Here is a 19,947-nt window from a genome sequence, read left to right on the forward strand (position 1 = left end):
GTTCGAAATTCGAACAGAAGAAAGGTGAATCGACCGGAATTCATACCTCCGTCTTTATTTTTTTATTTTTTTCTTTTCTTGAAGGCTCTCTTTGTTGGGCCAATAATAAGTGGGTTTATCCATTTCTCATTGGGGGACTACATATGAATAGATTCATCTGCCGAAAAGCAGTGGTGTTTTGTCTGGTATCCCTAACCGTCGGGTTTCCGGTTTTGGCCATGGGCAAGGGATCCAAACTAACGCCTAAAGAGGCCATGGATATTGCTACCGGCACATATATTTTCGCCTATCCCCTGGTGACCATGGAAATGACCCGAAGGGTGATGACAAACGTCGCCAAGCCCGAAAACCATCATGCGCCGATGGGGCAATTTTATCACTCGGCGACTTATCCTGACGCTAATTTTCGGGATGTCACGGCCCCTAACGCGGATACCCTCTATTCCACAGCATGGCTGGATCTTTCCAATGAGCCTTATATTTTAAGCCTTCCTGATGAAAAGGGACGATACTATTTGATGCCGATGTTGGATGGATGGACCACGGTTTTTCAGGTGCCGGGAAAGCGAACGACCGGCACCGGGCCTCAAAAATACGCCATCACCGGCCCCGGGTGGTCGGGAAAGCTTCCTCCAGGAGTTGAGGAATACAAGTCGCCAACCAATCTTGTCTGGATTCTAGGTCGAACTTACTGCGACGGCACTCCCGAGGATTACCGGAAGGTTCATGCAATCCAGAAAGAATATTCTTTAGTGCCGCTTAGTGCGTACGGCAAGCCCTATACCCCACCCGAGGGAAAGGTGGATCCAAGCATCGATACAAAAACGGCTGTTCGAGAACAAGTGAACGCCTTGAATGTTGAAGATTATTTCAAGCTTTTTGCCAAATTGATGAAAAACAATCCTCCCACTGCGGAGGATGCACCGATCGTGGCCTCTATGGAAAAAATAGGATTAGTGCCGGGTCAAGATTTTGACATGGGCAAGTTGGACAAGGGCACCGTAAAGGCATTGGCCCAGGTGCCCAAGGTTGCGCAGCAAAAGATCATGGCCCACATGAAAGATGCCGGGAAGGACGTAAACGGTTGGACCTTTTCTACCAAAACGGGAGTTTATGGCACGGATTACTTGCAGCGCGCATTTATCACTGCGATAGGGCTCGGTGCTAACCGACCCAAAGATGCGATATATCCAACTTCCAAGGTAGACGCTTCGGGTAAGTCTTATAGCGGTGCCAACAAATATGTTATCCGTTTCGAAAAGGGGCAAACACCCCCCGTGGAAGGTTTTTGGTCGATTACGATGTACGATGCCGATTACTTCTTCGTCGCGAATCCGCTTAATCGATATACGGTCAGCTCTCGATTTCCTTTCAAATATAACCCGGACGGTTCCCTAGATATCTACATTCAAAAAGACTCTCCAGGAAAAGAGAAAGAACCTAACTGGCTGCCAGCTCCCGCCGGAGATTTTATATTGATGATGCGAATGTATTGGCCGAAGGATCAAGTTATCGATGGGAGCTGGAAGCCGCCTGCGGTTGCTCAGGTATCAAACTAGAAGGCGGACGGGACGAAGCTTCGATTTTCGGTCGGGCTGAGTCTTTTAAGTTCGAATTTCATCCCCCTATCATCCTCTGCTCAAACACCGGGCCTTTAGCGACTGGCATCGCATTTGCTTCTTTTTGCACTCATGCCAAGCCGCCCCCGATACGCCATTTTAAGCAATCACTCCACTTTCCACGTCACGTGGCAGTGCCACAACCGCACCTGGCTGCTCAAAACCGATTGGGCCAAGCGCTTGTACTATAATTTATTGCTTCGGTACAAAGATCGCTACCAGGTCAGGATCTATTCCTATTGCTTCATGAGCAATCACCCGCATTTGACGGGCTATTGCGTCGACAAAAAGCTTCTGTCCGATTTTTTCCGCGTCGTGAATGCCGTCTTCGCGCGAACTTACAATTTAAGATTCCGCAGACGCGGCCAGGTAGTGATGGACCGCTTCAAATCCCCCGTTATCCAAACCGATTTCAACCACCTTCAGGTGATGTTTTACATCGATCTCAATCCTAAACGCGCGCATATGGTGAGGCATCCCAAGGAATATCCTTGGTCTTCATTTCATTATTACGCCTATGGGAAGGAGGATCCCCTCATCACCCCGGCGCCCAGCTATCTAAACTTGGGAAATACGGGCGGGTTGCGGCGGAAGAATTATTTGAAAATGATTCATCATATTCTGGAAAACGATTGGAAGGAGAAACGCCCCTACTCTTCCGTTCCCTTCATCGGCAATCCCGACTGGGTGGCCGGACGCATGGAACAGTTGAAGATATTCCAGAGCCTACAAAGGAAAAGTTGGATGACAAGGTTCAAGGAGAAATTCGGGCTATCGCCTTAAGTCGGCTGGCATCCATCGGCTAATCAGCGCGAGATCCTGGGGCACAGATTTCCAAGTCATGCCCGTCCGGATCCCTAAAATAAACGGACCTCGCGGGAATCCACTCGTGGAATACGGGGCCCTCTATGGCTATCCCCTTCTGCTGGAGGATTTTCACGGCTTCGTCCAGCGCAGCATCGTCGACATGGAAGGCGAAGTGCTGCAGAGGCCACGCCCCCGACTCCTCCTGCAAGACGATCATGCCGTTTCTGCCTGCGCGCATGAATACCCACGGCCGCCGCGCATCTCGTAACCCTACTTCGAACCCCAACACCTCTCGATAGAAGGACTCCGCTCTCGCCAAGTCCTTAACCCGGATCGCGACTTCATAAAGGCCATCAACTTTTATCATGAAATCCCCTTGTGTTTCCTAAAGACAAAGCCTTGCACTCTTTGCCTGAGCCTGCCAGGGTCATATAAATAACATATTGATATTATTATATTTTATAAGATTACGAAAGATACATAATTGAAGGTTATCGGGCGGGGGTAGCGGGAGGAAGGGAGTTAGGTGAGGGAATTTAGGGCGGGGATTTTGCTTCGTCTGTAATTTCTTTTATATTCTTCTGGTGGTGACCACCAAATAATTAATTAATAAAATATTTTTTTGAAAGCTCCAATAATTTGTCACAATTCAATCCTGAACTTTTAAAATATGACCTCCAACTATCGGAGATAATATACAATGTTATTGATAATTCGGAATCAGTAGTGGCTGCAGAAAAATCATAGTTTTTATATTGAAATTGTAAAGTTTTGCGTTGATCTGCTATTCTTATTATACCCATTTCTCCAGTGCTGATAAAATTTTCAATTTCGATCAGATATTTTTCCGAGAAGATAAACAATCCTTCATATTTCCTGACCCTGTCCTGCGTCAAATAATCACAAACAAATAAATCCAACAACGGTTCCGGACATATTATCTCTACAGCTTTCCATATTTCGAATACTTTCTGCTTTAAAGGTTCAGCCAATCCAATTGTTTCAAAATATGTGGTAAACTTATTAAATTCGACACTCATCTCCCCTCCTTATCGCATTTATTTTTTCGCAACTTTACAATCAAGCCATCTGCAAAGTGCAAAATATGCCCAAGATAATTTGCCGAGAATTCCTCGCTATTGTAATCCCATTGCCACCTCACATTCTTATCCATTGTTATTCTTCTCTCCTCGTAGTGATGGTGTAGCAGAGATTTTATGGTGTCCTTTATTTGAGTAGTAATCTGGATCTCAATTAAAGATTTAATTTTAGTCGTCCCAAGACCCACATTGGGGATTTCAAATTCCTCCGTCAAATAAGTATGCGCAGCATAATAACCCACCTCTCTTGCTTCCCATGATTCACCACACAACGCAGAACCCAATCCCACCTTCAGCTTATGAGCAAGGAATTCGATCCCATCTAGATATTTGACAACAATAGTAGTCCTAATCACATCGTTAATTTTTGAAAGGCAGTTGCCTGGCAATATCCATCCCGTTAATTTTGGCGGATCAGGAAATGATTCGTTTCCAAGAATATTTTTCCGAAAAGTTTTAGATAAAACAGATTGGAAGGATTTTGTTAACAACTCAGGATAAACATTTTTATTGGGGAGTAAATCATATCCCTTTGCAATCAGATACTGACCATCCAAAATCTTTAAATTGTCAATTATCCATTTCCAAGAGGGAGAACATTTAAAATCCTCAAGGATTACCGGGACCACTAAATTGTAATAATTCTCTGCTTCTACAAGGTCAATTTCATGGACCACCTTTAACCAATCCAAATATTCCTTCATATCTTTCGGTTTTTCACTGATAGTAATTCGGTGCATTTGAATTAGAATTTCAAAAATGTCTTATGAAAATTGAATCATCACTAAAAACCACAATCAATGTTCTTTATAAATCATAAGGGTAAAAATTCCTATTCTAATAAGATTAGTTGCGCATAGTTTTCATTTTTACTTTTCTTGTAAAGATCCTAGAGAACGTCCAACTTTCAAAATACACAAAATTTTTTCAGGACGTTTAAAATTGAAGTGACTTTTATACAAAGTTGAAAGCAACCGACCGAATCCCATACCCATACTTATAATTTCGTCGTCTCTTTCCAGCAGATAATAAACAAAGAATATCTGAAATATGAAGCGGACCAATGCTCAGTCAACCTACTTAAATGTGGCGCCTAACCGGTACATGGACCGTCAAGACGAAGGTTTGATTTTCGAACTAAAACTGGAGCAATCGACCGATTTTCAAACCTTCGTCTGCAGTTTTGCTTTCCTTTATTTAACAAGGCCTTATAGAGTTAAAGACGAAGGTTCGAAATTCGAACAGAAGAAAGGTAAATCGACTGAAATTCATACCTCCGTCTGTATTTTCTCCTTTATTTTAGGGCGGGGGACTTCCTCCGTCTGTATTTCCCTTTATTTTCTCCCTCTGTTTTGGATTTCGATCAAACAGGTGAGGATCTGGAAGATGCTGAAGATTGGTTTTGAAGTAATATAGTAAAGGTTCGTAAAGGAAGGCAATACCCTTAATCGTCACGAAATTTGCAAACGTAAATAATGACCCGGTTAAACTGCCTATAGTAGCCTGTAATGCAAATTTATAATCTTCTCTTTGTTGGATAGTCTTTGAGGCCAGCGCCAAGAAAAGAGCATATTTATTAACTGAACAAAGGATACATAGTATTGCTGATAAGAAAAAACAAATACCACCAAACCATATATTTTTCTTAAGATCATCTTGAATCAAATCGATCTTAGCTGCAGAAAAGGATATCGCCGATAATGTAGCAAGAATTGCGAATGCCCTGGTCGTTATTTCCGTGGTATCTTTATCCCATTTGTAAAAAACGACAGCACTAAAAAAAGTTAAAATCGCACCGATCACAATAATAGGCATTTTTAAATAAACAAATAATAAAAGACGCCGGAAGATTTTTCGAATTAGCATGGAAAAGCTAGAGCCTTCTAGAGTTGAAAGGAGCTAAAGGCTATTTCGTCTTCCAAAAAAAAATGGCTTTCGCGGAAATAAAAACTACCTTTCAGGACAAAAAACATTTGAAAATTAAATCTTTTTCTTAGCGGAAATCTACACCGCATCTTTAAAGCCTCGTAAAATATAGTTTTATTCCCGAAATTCAGCTTATAAATAAATTTTACCCCTTCATCATCTTTAATCATTGTATTCATCAAAAGGTTCTTGAGAATTAGCCTTTGCCATTAATCGAGCCTGCGTTAACGCACTATTATACACCGTAAAAATAAATATTTTTAATTCTATAAAGACCTTTGCTTGAAGACCAGCTATGAAAAATACCGCCAGGAATATCCTTAGACTTCTTGTCATATACAGGTCTAAAGTTTTTCCAATTTCGCTAGATGGATAAACAATAAGAAAGACATAAAAAATAGAAAGCAAAACCGAACAGAGAAACACCCAAAAAAACGTTTTAAAAAAAATTAAAAGCTTAAATTTTAAAAAAGAAAACCTTCCATCATTTGGCTTATTACAAATACTAAAAACTAGAAGATCTTCATTTGGGAAGCTTGCATAAATCACATACCCAGCGATCACTAGACCCAACACAGCACCATTAAATGATAAAAAAATGCTCGAAATTTGGGCTAACGACGACGCTAATCCAGTTCCATTCACATATTTTAAAAAAATTATGCCAAAAAAAGCGCCTATAAGTATTGGGGAGATAAAGTTTAAATAACTAAACTTCAAATGAGGAAAGGTCCGACAGGCGAGGACAAAGATAGAATTTGTGCCCGCACGCTTTGTCATGAATTACCCCGGATTCTCTCAACAATTTCCGCAGCAAAACCTTGATCTTCTATCAACTCCATTTGCTTAGCTATGATTATTATTTTTTCGCGAATGGCATTATCCAAAGCCGTAAATGCCTTTTCAATAAGCGTTCGAACATCGTCGTTATCGCCTATTAAAATCTTTAACTTAACTTTACTATCATGATCCGTCTTGACCAAATCAGTTCCCTCTTGGGTCTTTCCCTTTAATGAAAACGAAAGGTTCCCACCTGATTTAGCAACAACACCAATTAAGTGTTTTACATTCTCCTTCTCTAATCCGATTTTTGGATTTGAAAAATTGAGATCAGAATTTTTTGCATGAGTTCTTTCTGTTGCAAGTTTATATTGCTGAAGCAACTCCTCGTCTAACTCATAATCTTCATTATTAGTTTGTGAATTCGATATTTTGACATTTTTTAATATATAGAATGCATCTAAAAGATCTTCTGCTTTTTGAGCATCACCTATCGGCGATAGACGAAAATCAGGTTCTGGAAAGATCTCTTCAAAGTAAGAATTAAATTCCAGCAGCAAATCTTTATTCATTATCTTTCGATCTCTCACTTTTAAAAACCTTTTCTTTTCATCCGAATATTTCTCATACCATTGTGCGTTCAATAATTTTGTGAATATTTTTTCGAATACTTTCATCCTTGGACTTCGAGGTTGTTCTGGAATAATGAAAAATTTGTGATCTGAAAGACGCAACGCAAAAATCGTGGACGGATCTGAGGGAAGGGTTTCGTCGCTTCTAGTTAATCCTATACCGCGTTTAAATACTTGATGGGACTTAAGAGTTAACCGCTGTACAAGTCTCCCGTATATGGTAGGCTGCTTTAAAATATAATCTAATTTTATCTCATAAAAGAAATAACCTTTTCTTTCCCCATAGCTCTCATCTATCTCTTCTTTAAAAAGTGGGTATACCCTCGTCTCAAACTCTGACAGCATCTTTTTTTCACCAAATCGGCAAACAAAATTTGCCACTTCTACGTCTTTTGGCTTCATAATCACAGCACACCTATTTCCTATTGAGCTTAAAAGAAGTAGCTAATGAATTTTCGATAAATTATTTTACTGGTTTTTCTCATGCAGCTTCCCTACCCGGAAACCACCGAGAACCTCGGAGAGACAATAATTGTAAAAAGCCCAAGGAAAGACATCAACCGAATCCTTACCCTCCCAATAAATTCTCCATCCCCCACCACCCACAAGACCAAAAAAAAGGCCGTCCTTACGGACGACCTTATTAAAACCACTGGCGGGGTCGACGAGGCTCGAACTCGCGACCTCCTGCGTGACAGGCAGGCGTTCTAACCAACTGAACTACGACCCCAATTTCAAATTATTTCAGCCACTTACGGAGCGCCGGCCGAAGGCCCAGCGGTTCCCGAGGCAGAAATTTTCGAGGACCCTCCCTAGCCAAAAAACCCAGGAAGGCCAAGGACTTTCTTAATGCGCAACGATCTCCCCTCCCCCGGGGGCCGCCGGCGCAATCGGCTTCGCCTCCTCCGGCTTCGGAAAGATCAGGTCTTCCAGCGACATCCCCTCATCCTTCCCGCGGTACAGCTCTTTGATGTCCTTATAAATGAGGGCCGTCCGCAGCACCTCGTCCATCTGCGAGACCGGGAAGATCTTCAGCCCCGCCAGGATCTTCTTCGGGATATCCTTCAGGTCCTTCTCGTTTTCCTTGGGGATGATGATCCGCTTGATCCCGCCGCGGTGGGCGGCCAGGATCTTCTCTTTCAGCCCGCCGATCGGCAGGACCTTGCCGCGCAGGGTGATCTCGCCCGTCATGGCGACGTCCTTGTGCACGGGGATCTTCAGCAGCGCCGACGTCAGCGCCGTCGCCATCGTGATGCCCGCCGAGGGACCGTCCTTCGGGATCGCCCCCTCCGGCACGTGGATGTGGATGTCAATGCGCTGGTAGAAATCCTTGTCGAAGCCGAACTGCATCGCCCGCGAGCGCACGTAGCTCATCGCCGCCTGCGCCGACTCTTGCATGACGTCGCCCAGCTTGCCGGTGATGATCAGCTTGCCCTTGCCGGGCATGATCGTCACCTCGGTGGTCAGCAGCTCGCCGCCGAATTCGGTCCAGGCCAGGCCCGTCACCATGCCGACCTCGTCCTTCTCCTCGGCCAGGCCGTAGCGGTACTTGGGCACGCCCAAGTAAGACTCCAGGGCCTTCATCGTGACGCGGATCTTCTTGTCGCGGCCCTTCGCGGCAATCTCTTTGGCGACCTTGCGGCAGATCGTCGCTATCTCGCGCTCCAGATTGCGCACGCCCGACTCCTTGGTGTAGCGCCTAATCACCTGCCGCAGCACCGGCTCGGGCAGCTCGATGTTGTCCTTGGTGATGCCGTGCGCCTCCATCTCTTTCTTCATCAGGTAGCGCTGCGCGATGTGCAGCTTCTCTTCCTCGGTGTAGCCGGGGATGCGGATGACCTCCATGCGGTCCTGCAAGGGCAGCGGGATCGAGTGCAGCGTGTTCGCCGTCGTGATGAACATGACCTTCGAGAGGTCGTAGTCCACGTCGAGGTAATGGTCGTTGAAGGTGTTGTTCTGCTCGGGGTCCAGCACCTCCAGCAGGGCCGACGAGGGGTCGCCGCGGAAGTCGGTGCTCATCTTGTCGATCTCGTCCAACAGGAAGACCGGGTTGTTGCTGCCGGCTTTTTTAAGCGACTGCAGGATCTTGCCCGGCAGGGCGCCGATGTAGGTGCGCCGGTGGCCGCGGATCTCGGCCTCGTCGCGCACGCCGCCCAGCGAGCAGCGCACGAACTTGCGGCCCGTGGCCCGAGCGATGCTGCGCGCCAAGCTGGTCTTACCGACGCCCGGAGGGCCGACGAAGCACAGGATGGGCCCCTTCAGCTTGTCGACCAGGCTCTGCACGGCCAGGTACTCGAGGATGCGCTCTTTGACCGGCTTCAGGCCGTAGTGGTCTTCGTCCAGCACGCCCTCGGCCTCTTTGATGTCGATCTTGTCCTTGGTCATCTCGTACCAAGGGAGCGACAGCATCCAGTCGATGTAGTTGCGCACCACCGTCGCCTCGGCGGACATGGGCGACATCATCTTGAGCTTCTTGACCTCTTTTTTGATCTTCTTGGTCGCCTCGGCGGACATCTTCTTGTTTTTGATCTTCTCTTCCAGCTCTTGCAGCTCGGACTTGAACTCGTCGCTCTCGCCCAGCTCTTTCTGGATCGCCTGCATCTGCTCGTTGAGGTAGTATTCTTTCTGCGTCTTCTCCATCTGCTTCTTGACGCGGGTGCGGATCTTCTTTTCGACCTGCAGGATCTCGATCTCGCCCTGCATCAGCTCGAAGAGCTTCTCGAGGCGCTCGGCCGGGGACTCAAGCTCGAGTATCTTCTGCTTGTCGGGCAGCTTGAGCGTCAGGTGCGCGACGATGGTGTCGGCCAGGCGGGCCGGGTCGTCGATCACCGCCACAGAGGCCAGCATCTCGGGCGGAATGCGTTTGTTGAGCTTGACGTAGGTCTCGAAGGTGGCCTTCACCGAGCGCATCAGAGCCTCGCACTCGATGGTGACCTCGCGGTTTTCGTTGATCTCTTCGGCCTCGACCAGGAAGAAATTTTCGTTGTTGAGGTACTTGTTGATGCGGCCGCGCTTGCGCCCCTCGACCAGCACCTTCACCGTGCCGTCGGGCAGGCGCAGCAGCTGGATGATGGTGCCCAGCGTGCCCACCTTGTAGATGTCCTCGGCCTTGGGGTCGTTGGTCTTGGCGTTGATCTGGGCGGCGAGCAGGATGTCTTTTTCGGCGTTCATCGCCTCTTCGAGGGCGTTGATCGACTTCTCGCGGCCGACGAAGAGCGGCACCACCATGTAGGGAAACACGATGATGTCGCGCAGCGGCAACAAAGGGACGACCTTGGTACCCGAGCCGACTTTGTTCGACTCGTTAGGGATGTCTTCGCTCATGGGAAAATCTCCGGGTCAGGCCGACTCGGCCTTCTTTTCGTAGACGATCAGGGGTTGTTCTTTCTTCGTGAAGACGTCCTCGTTGACGACGACCTCGCGAATGTTGGTCTGAGAAGGAATCTCGTACATGATGTCGAGCATCGTGTGCTCGAGGATCGCGCGCAGCCCGCGGGCGCCCGACTTGCGCTTCAGCGCCTCTTTGGCGATGGCCACCAGCGCGCCCTGGGTGAACTTCAGCTTCACCTTTTCGAACTCGAAGAGGCGCTGGTACTGCTTAATTAAGGCGTTTTTGGGCTTAGTCAAGATCTCGATCAGCGCGGCCTCGTCCAGCTCGGTCAGCGTGGCCAAAATCGGGATGCGGCCGATGAACTCGGGGATCAGGCCGAACTTAAGCAAGTCCTCGGGCTGCACGTCGGCCAACAGCTCGCCGACGCTGCGGTCTTTCTTGCTGCGGATCTCGCTGCCGAAGCCCAGCTTCTTTTCGCCGATGCGGCGCTCGATGATGTCTTCGAGGCCTACAAACGCACCGCCACAAATGAATAGGATATTACTGGTATCAATCTGGATGTACTCCTGTTGAGGGTGCTTGCGCCCGCCCTTAGGCGGCAGATTGGCTACTGTGCCCTCAATGATCTTGAGCAGGGCCTGCTGGACGCCTTCACCCGATACGTCACGGGTGATAGAGGGGTTTTCGCTCTTGCGGGAAATCTTGTCGATCTCGTCGATGTAGACGATGCCCTTCTCGGCCTTGTTCTTGTCGTAGTCGGCGGCCTGCAGCAGGTAGAGGATGATGTTTTCGACGTCCTCGCCCACGTAGCCGGCCTCGGTCAACGTGGTGGCGTCGGCGATGGTGAAGGGCACGTTGAGGATCTTGGCGAGCGTCTGCGCCAGCAGCGTCTTGCCGCTGCCGGTGGGGCCGATCAGGAGGATGTTGCTCTTTTGCAGCTCGACGTCGCTGGTGGGCCGCGCCTCGATGCGCTTGTAGTGGTTGTGCACCGCGACCGACAGCACGCGCTTGGCGCGCTCTTGGCCGATGACGTACTCGTCCAAGATCTTCTTGATCTCGGAAGGCTTGGGCACGCCCGCCTTGGTCTTCAGCATCTCCTGCTTGTTGGTCTCTTCGGCGATGATGTCGTTGCAGAGCTCGATGCACTCGTCGCAGATGTAGACGGTGGGACCGGCGATCAGTTTTTTGACCTCGCGCTGGGACTTGCCGCAGAAAGAACAGCTCAGATTGGTGGAATCATCGGTATAGTTTTTGGCCACAATCGCTCCTTACACTCTCAAGAAAATCATATACCTTTGGCGGGGGGTGTCAAGGAAGCAGAGGGCTTGACGCGGCGCGGAGAGAGCCGCCGGGCTTGGGTTGGCACGCGCCGCCCTAAAGGCGCAATTTTAAGACACCTTTTTAGTTTTATCGCCCTTGTCGCGGTAGACCACGACCTGGTCGATGATCCCGTACTCCTTGGCCTCTTCCCCCGACATGAAATAGTCGCGCTCGGTGTCCTGCTGGAGCTTCTTCAGGCTTTGCTTGGTGTGCTTGCTGAGAATGCCGTTGAGAATTTCCCTTAAGCGCAGGATCTCGCGGGCCTGGATGTCGATGTCGGTGGCCTGCCCCTGGAAGCCGCCCATCGGCTGGTGGATCAGGATGCGGCTGTTGGGCAGGGCGTAGCGCTTGCCGTGGGCCCCCGCCGCCAGCAAAACCGCGCCCATCGAGGCCGCCTGGCCGACGCAGATCGTGGAGACGTCGGGCTTCACGTACTGCATGGTATCATAAATGGCCATGCCGGCCGTCACCGAGCCGCCCGGGCTGTTGATGTACAAATAGATATCCTTCTCGGGGTCTTCGCTCTCGAGGAAGAGCAGCTGGGCGATGATCAGGTTGGAGACGTCGTCGTTGACCGGGGTCCCCAGGAAGACGATGCGGTCTTTCAGCAGGCGCGAGTAGATGTCGTAGGCGCGCTCGCCGCGGTGGGTTTGCTCGACGACCATGGGAATCAAAGTCATGGGGATCCTCCGGTTTATTTTTTCTTCTTATCTTTTTTGTCGGACTTCTCGGCCTCGCCGGGCTTCACCTCGGTGATGTCGGCCTGGGAAAGCAGGAAGTCGAGGGTCTTCTCTTCCAAAATCTGGTTGAACAAGGGCCGAAGCATGTTGTGCTCTTGGTAGTAACGATAGATCGCTTCGACGGGCTGCTTGTAGCGCTGCGCCAGGTCGGCCATCCGGGCCTGCATTTCCTCCTCGGTCACTTCGAGGTGATTCTGCAAGGCAATCGAATCGAAAAGCAAGAAGCCTTTGATGCGGCGGACGGCCTCTTCGCGGTTTTTCTCGCGGTAGTCCTGGGGGGTGATGCCCAGCTTGTCGAGGGTCAGGCCCTGCTGCTTGAGCTGGTTTTCGAGGGTGTGCAGCATGTAGTCGAGCTCGCGGCCGATCATGGCGTCGGGGACCTCGAAGGGGTTCTTGGCGATCAGGTGCTCGAGGACCTGGTTGAAAAGATCGCCCCGGGATTGGGCCTCTTTGTTCTTCAGCATGTGGTCTTTGAGCTGCTCTTTCACTTGAGCGATGGTCTCGAACTGGCCGATGTCCTTGGCGAAGTCGTCGTCCAAGGCCGGGAGGGACTCTTCTTTGAGCTCGATCAAGTCGATCTTGAACTGGGCCTGCTTGCCGCGCAGGGGCTCGTGGCCGTAGTCGTCGGGGAACTTGACCGGGATGTCGCGGCTCTCGCCCTTCTTCATGCCGATCAGGCCGGCCTCGAAGTCGGGGAGATAGCGGCCTGCGCCCACGTCGACCAGGACGTTTTGGGCGAAGCCGCCCTCGAAGGCCTGGCCGTCGACCGTGCCGGCGTAGTGGATGGTGGCCTGGTGGCCCTCGCGGGCCGAGGTGCCCTCGGGGGCCGGCACCTTTTGGGCGTGGGCCTTTTGCAGGGCCTTCAGCTCGCCCTCGAGCTCTTCGTCGCTTACTTCAAGCTTGGGCCGCTTGAGCTTGATTTTTAAGTAATCTTTCGTCTCGACCTTGGGCTGGACCTCGATCTCGGCGGTGAAGGTGATCGGCTTGTCGGCCTCGACCTTCAGGTCGCTGATCTTGGGCATCTCGACGGCCGGGATGGCGTGCTCTTGGATGGCCTCGCGGTAGGACTTGTCGATCAGGTCGCTGACGGTCTCCATCTCGGTTTGGGCCTTGTAGTACTTCTCGAGGATGGCGCGGGGGACCTTGCCCTTGCGGAAGCCCTTAATCTGTACCTTTTTTTTGAGCTTGTCGTAGGCCCGGTCGAGGGCGCGCTGGTAGGCCTCGGGGGGGAGCTCGAAATGCATCTTTTTGCGGATGGGGGAGAGTTCTTCGATCTGGACTTTCACGGCTTTCCTCTAATGATAATCAGTACCTATAGGGACCTTGGAGTCTTGCATTTTCGGACAATCTTGTCACGAAAAGTGTAGACGGAGCAAAAATATTAGCCCGAGGAGGGGCGGAAGACGGAGCAAAATTTGGTGCGAGAGGGGGGACTTGAACCCCCACGACCTTACGGCCACTAGGTTCTAAGCCTAGCGTGTCTGCCATTCCACCACTCTCGCGCAGGCCATCATCCTCTTATTTTCTCTGCGGCGAGGTGTCCAATCTTTTATCGGAATTTGGCCGCTATTCGTAGCGCAGGGCCTCGATGGGATGCAGGCCGGCGGCCTTGCGGGCGGGCCAGAGGCCGAAGACCAGCCCCACCCCCGCCGAAAACAACAGGGCCAGGGCGACGCTGTCCGGGGCGACCGCCGTCGCCCAGCCGGCGAAACGGGACATGCCCTCCGAGATCCCCCAGCCCAGGGCGATCCCTATCAGGCCGCCGATCAGGCTGACCGTCGCCGCCTCGATCAAAAACTGGGCCAGGATGTCGCTGCGCCGCGCCCCCACCGCCTTGCGCAGGCCGATCTCGCGGGTGCGCTCGGTCACCGAGACCAGCATGATGTTCATGATGCCGATCCCGCCCACCAAGAGCGAGATCGTCGCGATCGAGGCCAGCAGGACCGACATGGTCTGGCTGGTCGACGAGAGCGCCGTCTGGATGTCCGCCATGTTGCGGATCTGGAAGCTGTCGCTCTGGTGCGGCTGCAGTCGCTGCCGCCGCATCACCAGCTCGCGGATCGCGGTCTGCGTCTCCTCCATCGCCTCGGGGCTGACCACCTCGATGTCGATGGAGTCGACGTAGTCCTTCCCCAAGAGCCGGAACATCGCCGTATTGAGCGGAATCACGATCTTGTCGTCCTCGTCGCGGAAGGTCGTCGCGCCCTTCTCCGGCAGCAGGCCGATCACCTGGAAGTTCACCTTGTTGATCTTGATCTGCTCGCCGATCGGGCTGGCCTCGCCGAAGAGCTCGCGGGCCACCGTCGCGCCGATCAGGGCGACGCGCTCGCGGCGCTGGTCCTCCTCTTCCGTGAAAAATCGCCCCACCGTCGGCTTGGAGGCGCGCATTTCGGCGTAATCCGCCGTCGTGCCCTGGATTTGGGTGTTCCAGTTCTTGCCGCCGAAGACCGCCTGGCCCCGCCCCGTCACCATGCCCGCCGCGCGCTTCACCGTGGGGATCGCCGCCTGGATGGCGCGCGCGTCCTGCAGCGTGAAACGCGTCACGGCCCCCGACTCCAACGCCACGCCCATCTGGCGGATCGAGCCGGGCCTGAGCGTCAGCAAATTGGTGCCCAAGGAGGCGAGGCTCGTCTCGATCGACTGCTTCGCCCCGCGGCCCAGCGCCAGCATCGCGATCAGCGAGGCCACGCCGATCAAGATGCCCAACAGCGAAAGCGCCGAGCGCACCTTGTTGGCCAAAAGCGCTCGAAAGGCCTGCTTGAAGTGCTGCAGGGTCTCGCGGAGGTTGAGGCTGGCCCAACCGCGCCCGACCTTCAGGTCCGGCGCCTCCGCGCGGCCGGCACCGGCGGGGGCCGCCGCCGGCGGGGCCCTGCGCTCGTCGGACTGGATCTCGCCGTCCAACATGCGAATCACCCGCCGCGCATGCTCGGCGATCTCGGCCTCGTGGGTGACGACGATCACCGTCATTCCCTTTTGATTGAGATCTTCGAGGATCTTGAGGATCTCCTTCTCGCTCACCGAGTCGAGGTTGCCGGTGGGCTCGTCCGCGAGGATGATCGGCGGGTCGTTGACCAGGGCGCGCGCGATCGCAACGCGCTGCTGCTGGCCGCCCGAGAGCTCGTTGGGCTTGTGCTCGAGCCGGTCGCCCAGGCCGACCCCGGTCAACAGGCGCCTCGCCTTCTCCGGGTCGGGGTGGTGGCTGGAATAAAGCTGCGGGAGGGTGACGTTCTCGACCGCGGTGGTGCGCTTGAGCAGGTTGAACTGCTGGAAGACGAAGCCGATCGCGCGGCCGCGCAGCGCAGCCAGCGAGTCGGCGTCGAACTGCGAGATCTCGGTGCCGAAGAGCTTGAAGGAGCCGGAGTCCGGGACGTCGAGCAGCCCCAGGATCTGCAGCAGGGTCGATTTCCCCGAGCCCGAGGGGCCCATGATCGCGACGAATTCGCCGGGCTCGATCGTCAGGTCGACGCCCTTCAGGGCCGGGACTTCCACCTGGCCCATGCGGTAGGTCTTGGAAAGATTTTGCAGCTCGATCATCGCCATCCTTGCAACTACCTCGCGCCGCGCGGCCGCCCCCCGCCGAAGGGCGAGAAAGGATTGCCGGGCGCCGCCGCCTTGCCCTTCGCCAAGGTCGGCACCAAAATCGTCTCGCCGTCCTTCAATCCGGAGGTCACCTCGACGTCTTTGCCCTCGGTCAAGCCGACTTTAATCTCACGCGTCTCCGGCGGCCCCTTCCCCGCCGGATTGGGCACCAGGACGGCGGTCGCGGCGCCCTCCTGGCGCAGTGCCTCGACCGGCATCAGCAGGACGCCCTCGCGGCGCTCCACCGCGAAACGGACGTTGGCGGTCATGCCGCTGCGCATGAAGTCGGGCACGCGGTCGGGCAGCACCTCGACCTCGTAGATGGTGACGTTGTTGACCGTCTTCGACTCGAAGGCGATGCGTGTGACGTGCCCGGGCGTTTCCTCGCGCGGGTATGCGTCGAGGGTGATCGAGGCCCTTTGGCCCAGCTTGACCTGCCCGATGTCGGTCTCGTCGACCTGCGAGGTGACGATGAGATGGTCCGACATCACCAAGACCGAATCCGCGGCCGTGACGACCTGGCCGGGGACGACGTTCTTCACGATGATCAGGCCGTCCAGCGGGGCCAGGAGCGGCGTCGGCTTGAACAGGCCCTCCCAGCGGGCCAGCTCGCCGGGGCCCTTGGCGCGGGCGGCGTCGAGCAGCGCGGCGCGCTCGGAGGAGCTGAGCCAGGCAAGGACCTGGCCCTTCTTCACCGCCTGCCCTTCCTCAACCAAGATCGACTCGACCCGGCCGGCGATGGGCGGCTTGAGCTCGAGGCGGTTTTCGGGCTCGACCAGGCCGGTGGCGAGCACCTTCACCTCGAGGTCGCCGCGCCGCACCTTCGCCTCGCGGTAGCTCGGGTCCTCGCCCTGCTTTTGAAATTGGGTCCAGCCCCACCAGGCCAGCGCGCCGGCCGCCAGTAGGGCGGCGCCGAGGATGAACGGTTTCTTCATGGGATCGCTCCTCTGCCTTGCGCCTTCTCCCACTCGGCCTCGGCGATCAGGGCGTCGCGGAGGCTTTCGAGGATGGTGCGTTCGCTGTCGATCAGGTCGTTCTCGATCTGGTCCCAATCCTGGTAGCTGATCAGGCCGTTGGCGTACTGGCTACGCGCGATCTCGGCGCGCACCTGGGCCGACTGAAGGAAGTTCTCTTGGACGCGGATGCGTTCGATCGCGTCCTTGAAATCGGCGTAGCTTTGCTTGAGCTGGAGCGCCAGCCGGTTGTCGCCGCTGCGCAGGGCCTCGGCCAGGCGGAATTCCTCGGAGCGCGCCGCGCGCACCTCGTAGAAATCGCGGCCGCCGGTGAAGAGCGGATAGTTGAGGTTGACGCCCGCCGACCAAAGAGTGTTGGAGCCGCCGTCCTCGAACTTGCGCCGCGTCGCCGAGGCCGTCGCGTCGAGCGAGGGGTAGAGGTCGCCCTTCGCGATCTTCACGTCGGCCCGGCCCGCGTTCAGCTGGGCCTCGGCGCGGCGGTGCTCGGGGTGCGCGACCACCAGGGCCGCGAAGTCGGGCGACTCCTTCGGAAATTGGGTCTTGAAGCTGCCCTGCACCGCCAGCTTCTCGAGGACCGTCGCCGCCTCGCGGCCCAGCGCCTTGGCGAGCTCGCGGCGGGCGACCTTCAGGGCGCGCTGGGTCTCGGCCAAGTTGAACTTCGCCTGCTCGTAGAGGGCCTGGCTGCGCATCAGCGAGCCCTTGTTCTCGCGGCCGCCCTCGAAGCGCAGGTCGACGAAGCGGACGTTTTCTTCGCGGCGCTCGAGGATCTTCTTCGCCACCCCGACCTGCTTTTGCGAAAACAGCAGGCGCGCGAAGGCGGTCTTCAATTCGGCCGAGACCTGCGACTTGACCAGGCTTAGGTTGGCCTCGGCGTCGTCGAACTCAGCGCGGCTCTTCTTCACGCCGTAGGAGGTCTTGAAACCCTCGAAGATGTTCTGCTCGAGGACGACGCCGACCTGGAATTGGTTGCGGGTGCCCGTGTCGATGTCGATGGGCGAGGTGGGATTGATCCCGGTCGTATTGGCCGAGTTGCTGGCGTTGTAACCCGCGCTGGGGGTCAATTGAGGGAAGTAGTCGCTGCGGCTGGCCCCGATCCGGGAGCGGGCCTTGGCGACGGTCTGGATGGCGGCCACGATGTCGGGGTTTTGGATGGCGGCCTCGTTGACGCAGTCTTGCCAGGTCAGGGGCCGCTCCTGGGCCTCGAGGGGCGCCGGCGCCGCGAGGCAAAGCAGCAGCACCCAGAGCCCTCGGACATTTCGCCATGCTTGGGCCGCGATCGCGCGCATAACGAGGTTCATAACGAGAGATCCGACCCCGATGTCCATCAATTTGTTAGAAAAAAGATCAGAATGCCGCTTTGGGCACCGGCTGGAAGCGGGCCGTCACGTCGCCGACCAGGTTTGCCTGCGTCGGGTCCAGCCTCAGCACCGGAGAACCCGCGTCGAAGCGAAGCCCCTTGAGGTTGACCCACAGGACGTTGGGGCTGCGGGTGTATTCCCAAAAGTAGACGCCGTTGGCGAGGTCGCTCAGGGTGCGGTACTCGGTGTTGTAGACCGAGAAGCGCGGGTCGTTGGTGTAGGGCGCGTCGAAGGGCACCGAGACGTTCCGCACGATCGACATCAGGGCCGCCGCGCCCTCGCGCTCGCCGGCCGGCTTGCGCAGCAGGTTGCGGAAGTAGGTCGCGCGGACGAAGCGGTCCATCGGGTTGACGTTGCCGGGCAGCGGGGTCATCGAGTTGGGATTGCGGAAGTCGTATTTCTTCAGCAGCTCGAGCTGTTGGTCATAGGGCGGGTCGTTGGTCATCACCGTGTACTGCTTGCCGTGATGTACCGTCAGCTTGCCGCCGACGTACTCGAAGATGGCGGAGTCGCCGCCGACGTCCTCGACCGCGACGTGGACGGTGCTATGAAAGCCGCGCGCCTCCTGCATCACCGGCTGGATCTGCTTCATGGCCTCCACCGCCTCGGCCACGGTCGCGTAGTTATCCAAGAGGTATTGGACCCAGAGGCCGGCGAGCAGCCCCGGCTTGGCGGGGTCGCGCGGGCCGAAATCGGTGGCCCTTAGGAATAGCATGTGGCCGGCGAGTCCCTTCTCGTTGACGCCGTCGGCCGCACCCAGGTCGTAGACCGAGGTCACCACGCTGCCGTACTTCGAGGTCCACTTCGCGGGGTTGTCCGGAACGCCGCCTTCCCGCACCAGCCCGCGCGGCATCACCCAAAGGGCCGGCTGGGTGCTTTCCGCCCAGTCCATCGTGCGGCCGGTCATCATGACGCCGGGCTGGTCGTTCCAGAGGACGCGGGTGCAGGCCTCGGCGAGACGGGGGTGCAGGGCAAAGGCTGGGGCCAGCATCAGAGCGAGGGCCATCAAGGTTTGGCGAATCGGCCTGCGAGACAGGGCGGAACAAATGGGCATACGCTCTCCTTCTCTCACCCGGATTGTGTGGATTTGCGGTGATTGTCCCTGCAGGGAGAGGCGGTTGCCAAGAAAATTCTTCGTGGATGTGGAGTCAGGGCAAAAAAAAAGCCGCAGTGAAACCGCGGCTATGGGTGGGTGATGCAGGAGTCGAACCTGCGATTTATTCGCAGTCCCGAAGTAAATTCGGGACTGCTAAAGCCCAGGGGGCGGCTCCGCCCTCCCCCTTCAACCCCCAGCGGATTCACAAATAAAAAAAGGCTACGCGTTTACGTAGCCTTTGGTGGGTGATGCAGGAGTCGAACCTGCGACCCGCTGATTAAGAGTCAGCTGCTCTACCAACTGAGCTAATCACCCTAAGGAAATTTTGTTGGCGCGCCGTGAGAGATTCGAACTCCCGACCTACTGGTTCGAAGCCAGTTGCTCTATCCAGCTGAGCTAACGGCGCAAAACCTCTCACAGCAAAAAATACCTCAACCGGTGGGGGTTGAAGGGGGAGGAGGTAACTCCCCCTGGGCTTTAGCGAGCCCGAACTTGCTTCGGGCTCGCGAATCAACGCTCTATCCAGCTGAGCTAACGGCGCTGGTGCATATACTTTTGAATTTCCCGCGTCAACCCTTCGGAAAAACAAAATCAAGCCGCCCCCTTATGAGTCCATTTTCCAGGCTTTTCAAGGGGATTCTGAGATCGCGCTTTGGATGCATTTTTCTTGTCAACCCGCCGGGAA

16 protein-coding genes and 4 tRNA genes are annotated in these 19,947 nt (G+C 54.4%); 2 read left to right on the forward strand and 18 right to left on the reverse strand.

Going from position 1 to position 19,947, the window contains the following annotated elements; genetic code table 11:
* Positions 1-143: 143 nt before the first annotated feature.
* Together FBR05_01740 and FBR05_01745 are read left to right on the forward strand one after the other, a co-directional pair.
* Entirely contained in the window at positions 144-1,559 is a 1,416-nt protein-coding gene (locus tag FBR05_01740) for a DUF1254 domain-containing protein (protein MDL1870910.1), read from the forward strand.
* Between the two features lie 114 nt (positions 1,560-1,673).
* Positions 1,674-2,402, forward strand: coding sequence for a transposase (locus FBR05_01745; protein MDL1870911.1), 729 nt, complete (start codon positions 1,674-1,676; stop codon positions 2,400-2,402).
* Between the two features lie 19 nt (positions 2,403-2,421).
* On the opposite strand, the gene FBR05_01750 is transcribed toward FBR05_01745, so the two are convergent.
* The 18 genes from FBR05_01750 to FBR05_01835 all read right to left on the reverse strand — a co-directional run bounded on the left by FBR05_01750 (position 2,422) and on the right by FBR05_01835 (position 19,668).
* A complete protein-coding gene (locus FBR05_01750; protein MDL1870912.1) occupies positions 2,422-2,793 on the reverse strand; it encodes a VOC family protein in 372 nt (123 codons plus the stop codon).
* A gap of 235 nt (positions 2,794-3,028) precedes the next feature.
* Entirely contained in the window at positions 3,029-3,466 is a 438-nt protein-coding gene (locus tag FBR05_01755) for a hypothetical protein (GenBank protein MDL1870913.1), read from the reverse strand.
* A complete protein-coding gene (locus FBR05_01760) occupies positions 3,463-4,230 on the reverse strand; it encodes a hypothetical protein (protein MDL1870914.1) in 768 nt (255 codons plus the stop codon). Before FBR05_01760 ends, FBR05_01755 begins: the two co-directional genes overlap by 4 nt.
* Before the next feature lie 595 nt (positions 4,231-4,825).
* Complete coding sequence (locus FBR05_01765; protein MDL1870915.1) at positions 4,826-5,392, reverse strand: hypothetical protein; 567 nt, start codon at positions 5,390-5,392, stop codon at positions 4,826-4,828.
* A 222-nt stretch (positions 5,393-5,614) separates the two neighbouring features.
* Positions 5,615-6,232 carry a hypothetical protein gene (locus FBR05_01770; protein ID MDL1870916.1) on the reverse strand — a complete coding sequence of 206 codons (618 nt, stop codon included), beginning with the start codon at positions 6,230-6,232 and terminating at the stop codon, positions 5,615-5,617.
* Complete coding sequence (locus tag FBR05_01775; GenBank protein ID MDL1870917.1) at positions 6,229-7,266, reverse strand: hypothetical protein; 1,038 nt, start codon at positions 7,264-7,266, stop codon at positions 6,229-6,231. Before FBR05_01775 ends, FBR05_01770 begins: the two co-directional genes overlap by 4 nt.
* Before the next feature lie 251 nt (positions 7,267-7,517).
* Positions 7,518-7,594: transfer RNA gene (locus FBR05_01780), tRNA-Asp, on the reverse strand.
* A gap of 116 nt (positions 7,595-7,710) precedes the next feature.
* Positions 7,711-10,188: an endopeptidase La gene (locus FBR05_01785; protein MDL1870918.1), complete on the reverse strand. Its 2,478-nt coding sequence runs from the start codon at positions 10,186-10,188 to the stop codon at positions 7,711-7,713.
* A 15-nt stretch (positions 10,189-10,203) separates the two neighbouring features.
* On the reverse strand, positions 10,204-11,454 hold the full coding sequence (clpX, locus tag FBR05_01790; GenBank protein MDL1870919.1) for an ATP-dependent Clp protease ATP-binding subunit ClpX: 1,251 nt from the start codon (positions 11,452-11,454) through the stop codon (positions 10,204-10,206).
* A gap of 129 nt (positions 11,455-11,583) precedes the next feature.
* A complete protein-coding gene (gene clpP / locus FBR05_01795) occupies positions 11,584-12,195 on the reverse strand; it encodes an ATP-dependent Clp endopeptidase proteolytic subunit ClpP (protein ID MDL1870920.1) in 612 nt (203 codons plus the stop codon).
* Positions 12,196-12,209: 14 nt separating this feature from the next.
* Positions 12,210-13,541, reverse strand: a complete 1,332-nt coding sequence (tig, locus tag FBR05_01800) for a trigger factor (GenBank protein ID MDL1870921.1) — start codon at positions 13,539-13,541, stop codon at positions 12,210-12,212.
* Between the two features lie 130 nt (positions 13,542-13,671).
* A tRNA-Leu gene (locus FBR05_01805) sits at positions 13,672-13,757 on the reverse strand.
* Positions 13,758-13,821: 64 nt separating this feature from the next.
* Positions 13,822-15,789, reverse strand: a complete 1,968-nt coding sequence (locus FBR05_01810) for an ATP-binding cassette domain-containing protein (GenBank protein MDL1870922.1) — start codon at positions 15,787-15,789, stop codon at positions 13,822-13,824.
* A 14-nt stretch (positions 15,790-15,803) separates the two neighbouring features.
* Positions 15,804-16,769 (reverse strand): HlyD family efflux transporter periplasmic adaptor subunit, encoded by a 966-nt coding sequence (locus tag FBR05_01815; protein ID MDL1870923.1) that lies wholly within the window; start codon positions 16,767-16,769, stop codon positions 15,804-15,806.
* A complete protein-coding gene (locus tag FBR05_01820; protein ID MDL1870924.1) occupies positions 16,766-18,133 on the reverse strand; it encodes a TolC family protein in 1,368 nt (455 codons plus the stop codon). The genes FBR05_01815 and FBR05_01820 overlap by 4 nt, the downstream gene beginning before the upstream one ends.
* 19 nt (positions 18,134-18,152) lie before the next feature.
* Complete coding sequence (locus FBR05_01825; GenBank protein ID MDL1870925.1) at positions 18,153-19,187, reverse strand: linear amide C-N hydrolase; 1,035 nt, start codon at positions 19,185-19,187, stop codon at positions 18,153-18,155.
* 314 nt (positions 19,188-19,501) lie between these two features.
* A tRNA-Lys gene (locus FBR05_01830) sits at positions 19,502-19,577 on the reverse strand.
* Between the two features lie 14 nt (positions 19,578-19,591).
* Positions 19,592-19,668: transfer RNA gene (locus tag FBR05_01835), tRNA-Arg, on the reverse strand.
* Positions 19,669-19,947 lie beyond the last annotated feature (279 nt).

It is taken from the genome of Deltaproteobacteria bacterium PRO3 (genome assembly GCA_030263375.1).
Taxonomy (GTDB): domain Bacteria; phylum UBA10199; class UBA10199; order DSSB01; family DSSB01; genus DSSB01.

What these genes read in the sequence shown, in the direction of transcription:
- FBR05_01770 (MDL1870916.1), bottom strand. Translation starts at nt 6,232, where the DNA reads ATGACAAAGCGTGCGGGCACAAATTCTATCTTTGTCCTCGCCTGTCGG.
- clpP (MDL1870920.1), bottom strand. Translation starts at nt 12,195, where the DNA reads ATGACTTTGATTCCCATGGTCGTCGAGCAAACCCACCGCGGCGAGCGC.
- FBR05_01775 (MDL1870917.1), bottom strand. Translation starts at nt 7,266, where the DNA reads ATGAAGCCAAAAGACGTAGAAGTGGCAAATTTTGTTTGCCGATTTGGT.
- FBR05_01760 (MDL1870914.1), bottom strand. Translation starts at nt 4,230, where the DNA reads ATGAAGGAATATTTGGATTGGTTAAAGGTGGTCCATGAAATTGACCTT.
- FBR05_01820 (MDL1870924.1), bottom strand. Translation starts at nt 18,133, where the DNA reads ATGGACATCGGGGTCGGATCTCTCGTTATGAACCTCGTTATGCGCGCG.
- FBR05_01815 (MDL1870923.1), bottom strand. Translation starts at nt 16,769, where the DNA reads ATGAAGAAACCGTTCATCCTCGGCGCCGCCCTACTGGCGGCCGGCGCG.
- FBR05_01755 (MDL1870913.1), bottom strand. Translation starts at nt 3,466, where the DNA reads ATGAGTGTCGAATTTAATAAGTTTACCACATATTTTGAAACAATTGGA.
- FBR05_01765 (MDL1870915.1), bottom strand. Translation starts at nt 5,392, where the DNA reads ATGCTAATTCGAAAAATCTTCCGGCGTCTTTTATTATTTGTTTATTTA.
- FBR05_01740 (MDL1870910.1), top strand. Translation starts at nt 144, where the DNA reads ATGAATAGATTCATCTGCCGAAAAGCAGTGGTGTTTTGTCTGGTATCC.
- FBR05_01810 (MDL1870922.1), bottom strand. Translation starts at nt 15,789, where the DNA reads ATGATCGAGCTGCAAAATCTTTCCAAGACCTACCGCATGGGCCAGGTG.
- FBR05_01785 (MDL1870918.1), bottom strand. Translation starts at nt 10,188, where the DNA reads ATGAGCGAAGACATCCCTAACGAGTCGAACAAAGTCGGCTCGGGTACC.
- FBR05_01750 (MDL1870912.1), bottom strand. Translation starts at nt 2,793, where the DNA reads ATGATAAAAGTTGATGGCCTTTATGAAGTCGCGATCCGGGTTAAGGAC.